Origin of the sequence: Actinoplanes sp. NPDC049265 (assembly GCF_043197135.1) — a bacterium.
Lineage (GTDB): Bacteria > Actinomycetota > Actinomycetes > Mycobacteriales > Micromonosporaceae > Actinoplanes.
Genome location: NZ_JBICSP010000027.1, coordinates 106,946 through 121,563 on the forward strand (window position 1 = coordinate 106,946; position 14,618 = coordinate 121,563).

The 14,618-nt window shown below is 69.4% G+C and carries 11 protein-coding genes and 1 pseudogene; 1 reads left to right on the plus strand and 11 read right to left on the minus strand.

All coding sequences use genetic code 11. The features are described from left to right. Positions 1–58: 58 nt before the first annotated feature. The 10 genes and pseudogenes from ACGFIO_RS40030 to ACGFIO_RS40075 form a co-directional block, all read right to left on the minus strand. A pseudogene (locus ACGFIO_RS40030) lies at positions 59–1,093 on the minus strand (MFS transporter); the annotation flags it as partial. Further along, positions 1,093–2,127 (minus strand): glycosyltransferase family A protein, encoded by a 1,035-nt coding sequence (locus ACGFIO_RS40035; protein WP_392835410.1) that lies wholly within the window; start codon positions 2,125–2,127, stop codon positions 1,093–1,095. The gene ACGFIO_RS40035 and the pseudogene ACGFIO_RS40030, both read right to left, overlap by 1 nt. 34 nt (positions 2,128–2,161) lie before the next feature. Continuing rightward, the gene (locus tag ACGFIO_RS40040) at positions 2,162–3,577 is read right to left on the minus strand and encodes an NAD(P)-binding domain-containing protein (RefSeq protein WP_392835412.1); all 1,416 of its coding nucleotides are present in this window, start codon (positions 3,575–3,577) and stop codon (positions 2,162–2,164) included. Next, entirely contained in the window at positions 3,574–5,019 is a 1,446-nt protein-coding gene (gene gndA / locus ACGFIO_RS40045; RefSeq protein ID WP_392835414.1) for an NADP-dependent phosphogluconate dehydrogenase, read from the minus strand. Before gndA ends, ACGFIO_RS40040 begins: the two co-directional genes overlap by 4 nt. Further along, on the minus strand, positions 5,016–5,558 hold the full coding sequence (locus ACGFIO_RS40050; protein WP_392835416.1) for a gluconokinase: 543 nt from the start codon (positions 5,556–5,558) through the stop codon (positions 5,016–5,018). Before ACGFIO_RS40050 ends, gndA begins: the two co-directional genes overlap by 4 nt. 29 nt (positions 5,559–5,587) lie before the next feature. Then, entirely contained in the window at positions 5,588–6,355 is a 768-nt protein-coding gene (locus ACGFIO_RS40055; protein ID WP_392835419.1) for an SDR family NAD(P)-dependent oxidoreductase, read from the minus strand. Further along, positions 6,346–8,700: a glycosyl hydrolase family 65 protein gene (locus ACGFIO_RS40060; RefSeq protein ID WP_392835422.1), complete on the minus strand. Its 2,355-nt coding sequence runs from the start codon at positions 8,698–8,700 to the stop codon at positions 6,346–6,348. The genes ACGFIO_RS40055 and ACGFIO_RS40060 overlap by 10 nt, the downstream gene beginning before the upstream one ends. Beyond that, positions 8,681–9,709 (minus strand): NAD-dependent epimerase/dehydratase family protein, encoded by a 1,029-nt coding sequence (locus ACGFIO_RS40065; RefSeq protein ID WP_392835425.1) that lies wholly within the window; start codon positions 9,707–9,709, stop codon positions 8,681–8,683. Before ACGFIO_RS40065 ends, ACGFIO_RS40060 begins: the two co-directional genes overlap by 20 nt. An 18-nt stretch (positions 9,710–9,727) precedes the next feature. Further along, positions 9,728–10,261 carry an adenylyltransferase/cytidyltransferase family protein gene (locus ACGFIO_RS40070; protein ID WP_392835428.1) on the minus strand — a complete coding sequence of 178 codons (534 nt, stop codon included), beginning with the start codon at positions 10,259–10,261 and terminating at the stop codon, positions 9,728–9,730. Between the two features lie 36 nt (positions 10,262–10,297). Further along, complete coding sequence (locus ACGFIO_RS40075; RefSeq protein WP_392835430.1) at positions 10,298–11,425, minus strand: DegT/DnrJ/EryC1/StrS family aminotransferase; 1,128 nt, start codon at positions 11,423–11,425, stop codon at positions 10,298–10,300. Positions 11,426–11,796: 371 nt separating this feature from the next. Between ACGFIO_RS40075 and ACGFIO_RS40080 the strand changes: the two genes are divergently transcribed. Next, positions 11,797–13,587, plus strand: a complete 1,791-nt coding sequence (locus ACGFIO_RS40080) for a CocE/NonD family hydrolase (protein WP_392835433.1) — start codon at positions 11,797–11,799, stop codon at positions 13,585–13,587. Here ACGFIO_RS40080 and ACGFIO_RS40085 read toward each other — a convergent pair. Beyond that, a partial coding sequence (locus tag ACGFIO_RS40085; RefSeq protein WP_392835435.1) for a hypothetical protein occupies positions 13,549–14,618 on the minus strand: 1,070 nt, incomplete at its 5' end. The genes ACGFIO_RS40080 and ACGFIO_RS40085 overlap by 39 nt on opposite strands.

Sequence of the window (14,618 nt, forward strand, 5' to 3'; positions counted from 1 at the left end):
GGAGTTCCACGTCGAGCAGGATCCCGGTGACCCAAATCGCGGCGGTGGTCGAGAGTGCGGCCGTGGTGCCCAGCAGCGAATTGGTGGCGCCGTGCTCGGTCGCGGTCGTCTCCCGCAGCACCGTTCCCTGATAGACCGGCACCATCGGGGCCACTCCGAACGCGAAGATCACCAGTCCGAGGTAGGCGAAGCGCAGACCGCCCGCCACCATCATGAGGACGCCGCCCAGCGAGACCGCCGCACACAGGGCGAGCATCCGTTGCGCCGAGATCCGGGCGGCGACCACGTCGCCCGCGGCCCGCGACGCGGTGTGGATGATCCATAATACGGCCAGGGCGTTCGTGGCGGTCACCAGCGACGTGGAGTGGCCGTACTGGAGCAGTGACGTGATCCAGCCCACCACGATCGTCTCCGCGGACATCACCAGGCCGAACATGGCGAGTTGGGGCCATCGGCGCTGTATCACGGCGGCGACTCCGGTCGGACGCTCGACGGTCGAGGCCGGCGGCCGGTCGCGCACGATCAGGGCGATCAGCCCGGCGACGAGCAGCATCCCGGCGAACACGAGGTACACGTCCCCGTAATCCGACGGCGCCGGCACGAGGAAACCGACCAAGATCGGCGTCACGACGCTGGCGACCCCGAAGGTCGCGAGCAGCGCGGCGATCTTGTGGAAACGGCTCGGCATCAGGAACATGCGCGTCACGATCGCGATCGCGCCGAGCGAGAACGCCCAGCCGTGCAGGAAGGCACCGATCAACACACCGGCGAAGGCCGGCACGGTCAGGTAGGTCAGGCATCCCGCGAGAGCCGCGCCGACGGCGACGTACTGGGTGCCCGCGAGGCCGGCCCGGCGCATCGTCCACGGACCCGCGACCGCGGCGAGGATCAGGCCCATGTCCTTCACGTTCTGGACGTTCGCCACCACGGAGCCGGACAGACCGTACGCGGACCGGAATGTCGTCATGAGAGCGGGAACCAGCCCCATGCCGATCGCGAGTGTCCCGTACCCGACGAACAGCTGCAGGCATACCTGCCAGTCGCGGGGGCCGTCGCCCGGGATCGGCCGGGGTCCGTGGTCGTCGGCACTCATCAAGAGTCTCGAGTGACGGAGACCTGCTCGGCCATCCGTTGCTCCTCCGGCGTGGCGTGCTGCCCGAAGGTGGTCGGATCGACCGACCTGGCGTCGGCGTACTGTTCCGTCGCCAGGCCGACGTGACCGTCCACGGACACCGTGCGCGCTATGCGGATCAGGTAGCGGCAGAGGATGGACCGGCCGGCCGTCGCGGTCAGCACGCCGCGAGCGGTGGCCATCTCGATGGCGTCGACCAGACCGGCGCGCTCGTTGCCACAGCGCAGGCGATTGAAGTACTCCAGGTCGCCGGCGAGCACCCGTGAGGCGCTCCCGCCCACCCTCGGCACCCGGTAGCGGAGGGTCGAACCGTCAGCGTGGTCGAGCTTGGCGCCGCTGCCGAGGAACCTGAACCAGGTGGCGACGTCTTCGCAGAAGCGTACGTCCGGGAAGGGGAAACGTCTGGCCAGTGACAGTCGCGCGCTCATGGCCGACGGGATGGCGACGTTCTCCCGCTCCACCGCCACGTCGACCCAGCGGTCGCGACCTCGCAGCACGGGCATGGCCTGCTCCCGGGCCAGCAACCGCAACGACGGCAGCAGCTCGTCCTCGGCCCACGGGTTGCCGTTCTCGTCGATGAACTCGATGGAGTTGTACACGACCTCGAGTTCCGGGTCCTCCGCGAACATCCGCCGCAGGACGGCCACCCGGTCCGGATGGGCCAGGTCGTCGGCGTCGAGCCACGCGATCACGTCGCCACCATCGCGTTCGACGGCCGGCAGCGCCCGGTTGCGAGCAGGGCCGCAACCACCGTTGCGGTCCGAATGGATCGCTGCGAACCTCTCGCCGTACCACGCCGTGAGAGCGTCGAGGTACGCCGTGGCCGACGGTTCGGGCGAGGCGTCGTTGACCACGTAGACGCGCCAGTTCGGGTCGGTCTGAGCGACGATGCTGTCCAGCGTCAGCCGCAGGTACTCCCGCTGCCAGGGCTTTCCGTCGTCCCAGTAGGCGATCACGAAGGCGACCACGGGCGGGGTCATGCTCTCGGGCGTCACAGTCTCTCCTTGGTCGAGGTCGGGAGCGGATCGGTCACACCTGCCGCTCCGCCTTGGTGCTGCTCCAGTCGAGCCGGAAGTCCCCGGCACGGTCCGTCCGCTCGTAACTGCTTCCGCCAAGTCGGCTGCGCAGGGCCTGGACGATCGCGCCGGACGAGCGTCGGATGTTGATTTCGTCCAGATGAACGAGCGCGGACGATAGGCACGGCGACGGCACCGCGATGTCCGCACTCACGCCGACCAGCCGTCGCAACGCGGGCTCGGCCGCTCGGAGCTGTCCGTCGACGAGCGGATGGCGCAGCAGCGACGGCATCTCCTCGCCGGACATCGACTCGGCGATCCGGCGCAGCCACGACGACCGGATCGTCGCTCCGCACCAGCTGTGCGCGACCTCGGCGAGGTCCGTACGCCAGCCGAACTCCCGGTCGGCCGCGTGGACATGCCGGAATGCCTGCCCATAGGTCACCAACAGCGCGGCCCGGAGCGCCGCCCGGGCCTCGCGGACCAGATCCGGCCGGGACGGGACGGCACCCGGGGACCGCACCCGGCGCGCTGACCTGAGTTCGGTGTCGTGTGCCACCGCCCGGGCGAACGAGGAAGCCGCGAACAGCGTGGCCGGAGTCCCCAGAGCCAGGGCGCTCTGCCCGGCGCGGGAGCCGCTGCCGTTCTGGACGGCACGGTCGCCGACCACGTCGATGAACGGAAGTCCGGTCGCCGCGTCCACGTGCCGGAGCACGTCGACGGCCACGCGCAGCAGGTACGACCCGAACTCGTCCGTATCCCAGCCGTCGAGGGCCTCCCCCAGTCGCTGGGGTTCCACCCCGGCGGCCACGCGCAGCACCTGCACCACTTCGGCGACCAGTTGCATGATCGTGTACTCGACTCCGTTGTGCACCATCTTGACGAAGTGCCCGGTGCCGTCACCACCGACGTGGACGCAGCAGGTCCTCCCGTTCACGTCGGTCCCGACCGCGGCGAGGTCGGCGGCGACCTCGGCGAATGCGCCGGCATCACCCCCGACGGTCGCGCTGATCCCGTCGAGCGCCCCGTCGGCGCCGCTGGCGATGCCGACGTCGAGCATCCGCAGTCCCGCCGCGCGCAAGCCGTCCTGCCGGCGGATGGAATCGGTGTGCGCCGCGTTGCCGCCCTCCAGGACGATGTCTCCCGGTTCGAGCCAGCGGGCGACCTCGCACAGCACGTCGGCGGTTGCCTCGGGGTCCACCAGCAGTACGGCCCGTCGCGGTCGTCCGAGAGCCGCCGCGAAGTCCCGGTACGACAGGGCGGCGGTCACGTGCCCAGTGAGTTCACCGTCCGCGGCGAGCTTCAGGGCCCGCTCGCCAGTCCGGTTGTACGCCACCACGTGATAGCCGTGACGGACGAAATTCGTGGCCAGCCCCACCCCCATCGGTCCCAGACCGATGACTCCGACGCGGGGACGTCCGCCGCTCACCGGTCCACCCTGACCTCGGTGTGATCGCCGTTCCAGGTCGTGTGGAACAGTCCGTCCCGGTCGGCCCGCCGGTACCGGTGAGCGCCCATGTAGTCGCGTTGAGCCTGAACCAGGGCGGTCGGGAGGCGTTCGGCGCGCAGGGCGTCAACGAAGCTGAGCGCCGCCGAGAGCCCGGGGACGGGAACACCTGCCCGGGTCGCGGCGACGACCACGTCACGCCAGGAATCGTCGGCCGCGCCGAGGACGCCGGCGAAGTGGTCCTGTGCCAGCAGAGGCTCCGGCCCGCCGAGTGCCGCACGGACAGCGTCGAGGAGGCGGGCGCGGATGATGCAGCCATCGCGCCAGATCAACGCGAGCGCCGCCAGGTCGATGTCCCAGCCGTAGACCGAGCTCGCCCGGCGGATCAGGTCGAAGCCCTGTGCGTAGGCGACGATCGTCGCGGCGTACAACGTCGGCCGCAGTTTGCTCACGAGATCCTCGCGCTCCGCCGCGGCCCACCGTTGCACCGGCCGGTCGTCCGCGGGCCTGATGGCCGACCGCAGCGGCCCCAGCTTGGACAACGACCGCGACGACACCGCCGCGCTGATGCTGCTCACCGGCACATCGAGTTCGCATGCCTCCTGGACGGTCCACCGGCCCGTGCCCAACTGGTCGGCGGCGTCGGATATGACCTCGAGGAACGGTGCGCCGGTGAGCGGATCGACGTGCCCGGCGATGTCCGCGCTGATCCGCAGGAGATAGGACTCGAGTTCCCCCTCGTTCCACTCCGCGAACACCGCGGCCACGGTGCGCGCCGGCAGGCCGGCCACGTCGCGAAGAAGCTGGTACGCCTCGGCGATCAGCTGCATGCCGGCGTACTCGATGCCGTTGTGCACCATTTTCACGAAGTGGCCGGCACCGTCGGGCCCGACGTGGGCGCAGCACGGGACGCCGTCGACCTTCGCGGCGATGGACTCGAGCAGCGGGCCGACGTGCCGGTAGGCCGCCTGGGAGCCACCCACCATGATCGACGGACCGCGGAGGGCCCCGTCCTCGCCGCCCGAGATCCCCACGCCGACGAAGTGCAGACCCTTGCCGGCCAGCAGCTCGGTGCGGCGTCGCGTGTCGGCGAAGTGCGCGTTGCCGCCGTCCATGACGATGTCACCCGGCTCGAGCAGTGCTGCCAACCCGTCGAGCACGGCGTCAGTCGGTGACCCGGCCGGGACCATGATCAGGATCTTGCGCGGGACGGCGAGGCGGTCGACCAGTTGCGCGAGCGATCCCGTACCGACGAGGTCGTCCGCCCCGACCGGCGCTTCCAGGAGCGCGGTCACCTTGGCCGCGTCGAGATCCTGGACCGCGACGCGACGCCCGCCCCGGACGAGGTTGCGGGCGAGGTTCCCACCCATGATCCCGGCACCGACGATCCCGATGTCGCAAACCCGTGTGTCTGCCTCGTTCATAGCTCCGCGGTCCTCTCGATGTCCGGCGCCGGTCTCGCCCACAGAACGGCCAGGGCCGCTTCGGCCGCATCGGCGATCTCGTCCGGGGCCGGTCCGATGTCGAGAAGCGCGCCGTGCTCGTCCGGCTCGAGCGGTTCGAGATCCGCGAACTGCGACGCCAGCAGCTCGATGCCGAAGAAATGATCGCTGCGTGCCGCGAGCCGGGCCCGCACGACGTCGACCCGGCCGGCCAGGTGCAGGAAGCACACGGCGGGATGCACCCTCAACATGTCGCGGTATCGCCGTTTCAGGGCCGAGCAACTGACCACGACCCCGTCGCCACCGGCGATGCTCCGGGCGAGGAGTTCGGCCACGGCGGTCAGCCACGGTTCCCGGTCGTCGTCGTTCAGGGGACAGCCGGATCGCATCTTCTCGATGTTGGCCACGGGGTGCAGCGAGTCCGCGTCCAGGTACCGTACGCCGAGGCGGTGGGCGAGCAGCCCGCCGACCGTCGTCTTGCCCGATCCACCGACACCCATGATCACGATTGCTGTGGGCATTGCCATCGCCGTTCCCATCGTTCGGCCGATCAGTAGATCCGAGCGAGCAGGCCGCCATCGACCGGGAGGTCGATCCCGCTGATGTACCGCGCTTCGTCGCCGGCGAGGAACAGCGCGGCGCCGGCGACGTCCTGAGGCGTGGCGAAACGCCGGAGCGGATAGTGCTCCGTGATCCGTCTCCGGGCCTCGGCCGGGTCGTCCTGGAAGTCGAAGAACTCCTGCAGCAGGGCCGTCTCGACGTCGCCGGGGCAGATGGTGTTGCAACGGATGTTGTCGGGACCGTAGGCCGCGGCGACCGAACGGCACAGCGAGCGGAGTGCACCCTTCGTCGCTCCGTAGTAGGGCAGATCCGGGTCGCCGACGATGCCGAGCAAGGACGCGGTGATGAGGATCGATCCGCCTCCGCTCCGGCGCATCGCTGGCACCGCGTGCCGGATTCCGAGCGCGACACCACGCACGTTCACGGCGTACATGTCGTCCCAGTCGATCGGGCTCGTCCGCGTGAGATCACCCATGACCTGGACGGCGGCGTTGGCGTGGAACACATCGAGGCGGCCGAAGGCGGTGACCGCGTCCCGGACGAGCCGTTGGTTGTCTTCCTCGCTCGCGACGTCGACGACCGAGGCCCGGCCGGTCCCGCCACTCTCGACGATGCCGGCCACCGTCGCGGCCAGTTCGTCCTCGAGCCGGTCGGCGCAGACGACCGCCGCCCCCTCCTGGGCGAAACGCAACGCGATCGCTGCCCCGATGCCCCGAGCAGCACCGGTGACGACAGCCACCTTTCCGTTCAGCCGCATGTCAACCTCTCATCCTCGGGTTCCGGGAGATCTGTGGCGCATCGGAACGTGTCCGCCGAGCTCGACAGCACCGCCGGCCGGCCATTGACGTGGACCCGCACCGCGGGCCCGGACAGCAGGCGGACCACGGTTTCGGTCCGGCCCGCCGTCACCGCCAACCGCGACCGCCCATAGCGGAACGGGAGCCGGACCCGCGTCCACGCGGACGGAAGGCCGGGCCGCACCGAGATTCCCTCGTCGGTGGCGCGGAGGTCCAGGAATCCCTCGGCCAGCACTTGCCACGCACCGGCGTACGCGGACAGATGGAGGCCGTTGCGGTAGTGGGCTCGTGGCTGGTAGTCCAGGTCGTACCGCGTACTGCGGAGAAAGAAGCGCAGTGCGCGATCGGCGTCGCCGGCTCGGGCCGCCACCACGCCGTGCGGAGCGAAACTCAACGACGACGCATGGGCGGTGCGTGGCTCGTAGTAGTCCAGTACCGCCAGCGCGGCGGTGTCCGTGAAGGCCTCCGGCAGAAGGTGAGCGAGGAGGACCACGTCGGCCTGTTTCACGAGCTTCGACCGCAGGGACACGCCGTTGCCGGCGGTACGCCGGTCGTCGTCGGTCAGGCGCGGGACCGGCGTGCCGTCGTCGACCCGGGGTGTGCAGTCCGGGAGATCCCCGTAGCCCTCGTGCTGGGCCGGGACGCCGCCCGGCAGGGCAGTGGGCGTCCGCACGGTCGACGCGATTGTCCGCCACCGTTCGAGCAGATCGTCGTCGATCTCCAGGCGGCGTCGCAGGTCGTCCGCGCGTCGCGCGTCCCGCTCGGCGGCCCACCCCAGAGTGCTCAGGGTCGTGTTCAGGTTCCATTGCAGCATGGTGTTGGTGTAGAGGTTGTCGTCGACGTGGTGGTGATACTCGTCGGGCCCCATGACGGAACAGGACCTGTGCGCCTGGTGCTCCTCGGACCAGGTCAGCACGCTCGCCGCGAACCTCGCGGTCTCCACGAGCAGCTCGATGCCCTGCGTGAAGAGGAACTCATCGTCACCTGTCACGCGGTGGTAGCGGTGCACGGCGTACGCGACATCGGCGGAGACGTGGACCACCTGACGGACGTTCCATTCAGGAACTCGCCTGCTGTTGCCCAGGACCAGAACGTCGTGCGGACCGGTGTCCTGTCCCGCGTCGTCGGCCGCGACCGGAAACCGGGCACCGGCGAAGCCCGACGTGCGGGCGAACTCCCGCGCCGCGGGCAGTGTCCGATACCGGAACGCCAGGTGGGACAGCGCCACCTCGGGATCGGTCCACGTCCAGAATGCGTCCTTGTGAAGCTCCGTGTCGAAGAAGGTCGCTCCCGAGTGGTAAGCCCCGGAGAGACCACGGGCGGGGGTGAGCTTGACCGGCCGGGCGGGAAGCTCGTGCTGCATCAGGTGGTACAGGCCCACGCGCAGCGCCTGCTGGGATCGCTCGTCACCCTCGACGAGGACGTCGTGCTCGTTCCACCGGCGGGCCCACTCGTCGACATGCTCCTGGGCCAGCAGCGCGCTCTCCCGCAGGGCGGTCACCGCCGTCCCCGGCGTGCCTCCGACCGTCCACGCGAGGGTGAACGACACCGTTCCCCGGTCCGGACGAGCGACGATCACCTCCCCCCAGCGCGCTCTGTCGCGTACCCGATGTCGCCCGACCTGGTGCGGGCAGTCGAGAGCACTGCTCAACCGCACGACGTCACCGCTGCCGGCCAGCACGCAGTCGGCCGAGACGCCGTCGCCGTCGAACACGACACGGCTGGGCGTGGCGTGGAAGGTGCGTACCGCGGGCACGTGCCCGCCCAGGTAGGGGTTGCCGGTCGTGTTGTCCCAGAAGAGCTCGGCGGCGACCTCCCCGGTGCCCGGTGGCCCCTCGATCCGTCCGAACAGCAATCCGACCTCGGGCCGCGTCGCGTGCAGCAGGGTGGTGGTGGCGAAGTGCCACGCCTCGCCGTCGCCGGTGGTCAGCGTCCGCTCGACATGGCAGAGGCCGCGCCGCAGGTCGAGCACCCGCCGGACACGGCCGGTGCCGGCCAGGGTTTCGTGACCTCTACGCAGGCGCCAGCCGAGCGGGTGCGGCAGGTTGACGATCTGACGCCGGACGTCGACACCGGCGTCGTAGACCTCGGTCACCAGGAAGCTCGGTTCGGCGTACAGGTCGGTCGGGTCGGCGGACGAGCGGATGCCCTGAAAGCCGTTCGAGAGGTTTACCAGGGCATCCGCGTGGGCGTTCTCCACCGGGTCGTCGACGATCAGTTCGAGAAGCCACTCCGCCTCGCTGAGCACCGCCTCCGGGCGCGGGCCGCCGGAGGACGGACTGGTCTCAGCCGGCGTGGAACGCATCGGTGTTCTCCTTCATCCACCGCACGTTGTAGTAGCGAGGGTCCGTCAACGCGCCGGGAGTCCGGCCGTCGAGGATCGCCTCAGCGACGTCGTCGCAGGCGTCCGCGACGTCGTACCGGGGGGTGACGCCGAGCACCGTGGTCAGACGGTTCGACGTCAACCGGTAGGAGCGCACGTCGTCGGTCGGAGTCCTGCGCAGGGCGACGTCCGCTCCGGTCCGGATGCCGACGCGCCGCGCGATCAGCTCGGCGATCGCGCCCACCGTCATGTTCTCGTTGCCCACGTTGAGTGGCCGCGCGTTGAGCGCTCCGAGCGAGGCGTCGAGCACGAGCCGCTGGTACGCCGTGACGAGGTCCTCGACGTGGATGTTGGGCCGGTACTGGGTGCCGCCGAACACCGTGATCTCCCCCGCGAGCACGGCCTGGGCGGTCAGCATGTTGACCGTCAGGTCCAGCCGCTGGCGGGTCGACACACCCGAGACGGTGGCCGCCCGGACAGCCACGGTTTCGAACGTGTCGCCGGTCAGCGGGAAGAGGATTTCCTCACCCATGGCCTTGTAGCGGTTGTAGTCCGTGATCGGGATCAGCGGGTGCGCCTCATCGACCTCCGGCCGCTCGCTGACGCCGTACACGCTGGCCGAGGAGGCGTAGACGAACCTCTTGACACCGCTCTCCTTGGCCAGCCGCATCACGTGGTCCAGCGCCTCGTAGTTCACCGAACGGCCGAGCGCCGGGTCCAGGTCGAAGCTCGGATCATTGGCAACGGCGGCGAGATGGACGACGGTGTCCACGCCGTCCAGGGCCGCGCGGTAGAGGTCCACATCACGGATGTCGCCGTGTACGTTCTCCAGCAGTGGGTGCTCTTCTCCGGACAGGCCGTCCCCAAAGAACCGCGCGTCGAACACCCGCACGCGCAGACCGTTGTTCAGCAGTCGCCGGGTGAGCACTGAGCCGATGTAGCCGGCCCCGCCGGTGATGAGGACGCGATCGGATCGCCGCAGAGCGGTCATGAGATGGGCTCCAAAATCCTATGCATGGGTACGGCACTCCTGCAGCACACGAGCCGCGCGTGACGACGAGTCGAGGACCGCTCCGTCGGTGAGGACGAGGGCGCCGCCGTACTGCTGCAGCACCTCGACCTCCTCCCGCAGCCGCGAGTCGTCGTTGCCGGCGTAGTCCGCGCCCTTGAAGTAGAAGTCGGGTTGCAGCGCCTCGATCACCGGTACCGCGGTGGGATGGTCGTTGGTGACGACGCGGTCCACCATGGACAGCGCCGACAGGACCGCCGCTCTGGCCTCGTCGCCGAAGACCGGCCGCCCGGGCCCCTTGTTGACGTGGCGAGCCGACGTGATCGACACGACCAGTACGTCGCAGAGGCCGGCGGCCTGGGTCAGGTAGAACACATGGCCGTTGTGCAGGATGTCGAAGCACCCGTGGCAGAGCCCCACCGTGAGACCACGCTCGCGCAGCGGCGCGCGGAATTCGGTCATCGCCGCGGTGGACAGCGTCTTAGCCGTGCTGAGTTCGGTCTTCTTCCCATCAGCGACGTCGCTGGTGGACATGATTTCCCCCATGGTGTCGTCGGGCCGGTGCGGCAGTCAGCGAGATCGGTGGGATTCGAAGAATCGTTCCACCTCGTCTGCGACCTCATTCACCTCTGGTTCCGTCAGAGCCGGGTGCAGCGGCAGAGACAAGATCCGGGACGCCTGCTCCTCCGTATTCGGCAGCCCGCCCGGTGCGATGTCGATGCTGCCGTCCTGAGCGGCCGGTTGCCGGTGAATCGGAGTCGGATAGTGGACGGCGGTCTCGATGTCGGCCTCGCGCAGATGCCAGCGAAGCGCGTCACGCCGGTCTGTTCTCACGACATAGCGGTGATAAACATGGACGCCGTCCTCGCTCTGCGGCGGAGTCACCACCGGCAGGTCCGACAGCCGATCGTCATAGATCTGCGCCAAATACCGCCGGCGTTTGGTCCACTCCTCAAGATAGGAGAGCTTGACATTCAAGAGTGCCGCCTGAATGGCATCGAGCCGGGAGTTCTGCCCCCAGACCTGCACCGTGTCCCGGTCACGCAGACCGTGATTGCGCAACAGCCGCAACTCGGCCGCCAGATCCGGGTCGTTGGTCGTCACCACCCCACCGTCGCCGCAGGCTCCCAGGTTCTTGAGCGGATGCAGGCTGAAGCAGCCGGCGACGCCGAAGCCACCGACCGGCACACCGCCGGACGACGCCAGCACCGCCTGGGCACAGTCCTCGAGCAGGACCAGATCGTGCCTGCGACAGATGTCCCGGATCGCGGCGATCCTCGCCGGCAGCCCCCGGAGGTGAACCGCGACGACAACCGCGGTCTGCGGGGTGATGGCCCTTTCGAGGGCCCGGACGTCGATGTTCTCGTCGTCGCCCACGTCCACCAGGAGCGGCCGCACCCCTTCGGCGACCAGGGCACCGACGGTTGCGACGAACGTGTTGGCCACGGTGATGCCGGTCCGGCCCGGCGTGATACCGAGCGCACGCAACGTCAGCCGGAGAGCATCGGTACCGGAACCGACCGCGACGGCGTTCTCGACACCGTGCAGCCGGGCCACGTTCGCCTCGAACGCCGCGACCTCGTCGCCGCCGATGAACGCGCCGGACCGCAGACACGCCACGAGGCGGGGCATGAACTGCTCGATCAGCAGTTGATTCTCGACGTCCACGTTGGCAAAGGGAATTCTGGCACTGACCACGGTCGGAAACTCCTTCTGAAAACTGTCACCGCCGGTCGAATTTCTTCATGCACCGATCCTAGGGACGGATGGCGGCTTTACCGTGCGGTGTCCGGAAGCGGCCAGCCCGGATTCCCTATCCAGAATTCCTGCCGCTCAAGGCAATTTCCGGTTCAGCCTCATCGCTCAATGAAAGCCGTTATCGGCGCTGCGGTATATACCATTCGATGCCGCTCGAAAGGCTCGCGCCGGAGGTCACGGCCGGGGGCCAGGCCCTCGACGAGGCACCCGTCGCCCAGCTCCCTGGTCCGAGTTTCTTGACGGTCCGCACCACTGGGGTTAGCGTTGCTAGCAGTTAGCACCGCTAACCCCTCATGGGTCGGAGGAGAGTCATGCCAAAGCTTCTGGAGAACGAGGTCCGCGACGGGTCGGTCGTCATCGAGCGGGACGTGCGGATACCCACCCGGGACGGCGGGTTCGTCGCCGCCGACGTCTACCGGCCGGCCGGGCCCGGACCCTTCCCGGCGCTGTACGCGGTCTCCCCCTACGGCAAGGACTTCGTCGACCTGCCGGCGATCCCGGCCTTCCGGCACCGCGAGACCGGTGACATCGCCTTCTACGTCAGCCACGGCTACGCGTACGTCCACGCCGACACCCGTGGCACCGGACACTCGACGTTCGGCGACTGGCGGGTGCTCGACCAGTCGGAACAGGACGACGTCTACGACACCATCGAGTGGATCGCCGACCGGCCGTGGTCCTCCGGGCGGATCGGGATGATCGGGGAGTCGTACTACGCGATTCCCATGTGGCAGGCGGCCGCGGCCCGACCACCACACCTGACCACCATCGTCGTCTACGACGGCGCCGTCGACCTCTACCGGGACGCGATCTATCACGGTGGCCTGCTCTCGGTCGGCTTCCTGAACTGGTGGCACACCAACACCCGGGCCCTCACCCTCCTCGATCCGGTCGAGCGCCTCACCACGCCGGCGCCGGCCAACCAGGCGGCGTTCGACTTCATCGGGCAGGCGCTGCGCCATCCGTCCCACGACGAGTTCTGGCGGGAACGCAGTGCCGCCGACCGGCTGGCCGACATCGACATCCCGGTCTACTCGATCGCCAACTGGAACCAGGCCGGTCTGCATCTGCGCGGCAACCTGTACGGGTACGAGCAGGTCCGCGGCCCCCGGAAGCTGCTCATCAACGGCGGCCCGGTCGGTGACGCCCACTCGTCCATCAACATCTTCAACGACCAGGGCTTTCACGAGCACCTGCTGGACTGGTTCGACCACTGGCTGAAGCAGGCCGACACCAGGATCCTCGACGAGCCCGCGGTCCGCGTGTCGGTCCGGCCCGACGGCTCACACCGCGCCGCCCGCGAGTGGCCGCTGCCCGGCACCACGATGCGCCCGCTCTATCTGACCTCGGGCCCCTCAGGTGCCACGTCCTCACTCAACGACGGCCGGCTGACCTGGGATCCACCGGCGGCGGACGAGGACTCCACCGACTACAGCTACCCCGCCGACCATTGGGGCGGCTGGCCCGGCCTCGGCAACGCCACCGCCGGTCCCGGCCGGCCGCCGGAGAACCTGTCCAACCAGACCAGCTGGATCACCGAGCCGCTGACCGAGGATCTGACCGTCGCCGGCGGTCTCATCCTTGAGCTGTTCGCCAGTTCCGACCAGGTCGACACCCAGTTCATCGTCCGGGTCGTCGACCAGCCGCCGGCCACGGACGCCCCCGAGGCGGCGCGGGCACCATGGGCACCGGTCGTCTCCCGCGGCTGGCTCCGGGCGGCTCACCGCGGCACCGACCCGGCCCGCTCGACCGATCAACGCCCGTGGCACCGTCACGACCAGGCCGAACCCCTGGTCCCGGGCCAGGTCACCGCGTTCTCGATCGAGATCCTGCCGACCGCGTGGGTGTTCGCGAAGGGCCACCGGATCCGGGTCGACATCGCCAACGCCGACTCGCCGGCGCTCGACGCACCGTGGAACCATCACTACGGCACCCGCCGCGGCACCGACACATACCACCACGACCGGGCCCGGCCCAGCCGGCTGCTGCTCCCGATCCCACCGGCCGACGCGTGGATCGGCGAACCGACTCCCGCACGGCCCAGCGGCGCGCCCGCGGCCGGGCTACCCGGCGTCCTTGGGGCGCGGGTCGAGGACCGGTGACCGGGTGACCGTGGTGGACAGCATCGCGGTGGCCGAGGCCTCGTCCATGGTCGCCGGCAGGGGCCGGTTGCCGGTGCTGCGCAGGGCCACCACCTTGGAGAGGACGTCGAACCAGAACGGGGCCCCGAGCATCAGCAGCAACGCGGTGACCAGCCACCCGCCGATGTGCGGCCACAGCCACGACGCACTGGTCCAGCCACTCACATCGGTCCAGCCGATCGGCAGGCCGAGCGCGCCCAGCTCCTGCACCTGGCGCACGTTCTCGCCCACGGTGGAGCCGGCCGCGGTCTGCTGGGCCGCGTTGACCGCCGCCTCACGCAGCACCGGCGTGCGCCACAGGGCCTGCGTGACGTGAATCGTGGAGACGTTGCCGAGCACGGCCACGGCCAGGCCGACCACGAACAGCACCGCCGTGCTCCACCGCTTGTACGACTCGGCCAGCCGGCTCATCGTCTCGTCGAACCAGCTCTCCAGCCCGGCCTTGACCTCGATGACCCGGGCGCCCGACTCGGCGATCAGCGTCTCGACCCGCTTGTCGAGCCCGCGCAGCCCGGTCGGGGTGGTCAGCGCGCCCAGCTCGGTGATCGCGTCGGCGAACGAGCGGGCCGACAGGTAGGACGGCTTGACCCGCCGGGTGAGGAACCAGGCGCCCTGTTTCGCCGCCGCGTCGGTCGAGCTGTAGATCGCGGTCCCCTTGAACAGCTCGAGGGCGCGCTGCTGGTCGGCGAGCGGGTTGCGCGGGTCGCCGAGCATCTGCCCGATGGTCGCCTCGAGGTCCTTGGCCCGCTTGCCGAGCAGCCGGGACAGGCCTTCGACGAGAGCGGACGCGAGCGACGACAACACGAAGAACAACAACGCCAGACCGACAACGGTCTCCAGCGCCTGTGATCCGAACACGCGCAACAGAATGCCATAGATCTTCAAATTCAAATGCGTGATGTCGTAGCGGGGTGGGTGGTGCGGACCGCTGCTCATTGGTGGACCCTTGTTGTTGTCCGGCTCGTTAGGGCCGGAGGCATCTGGATCCGTCG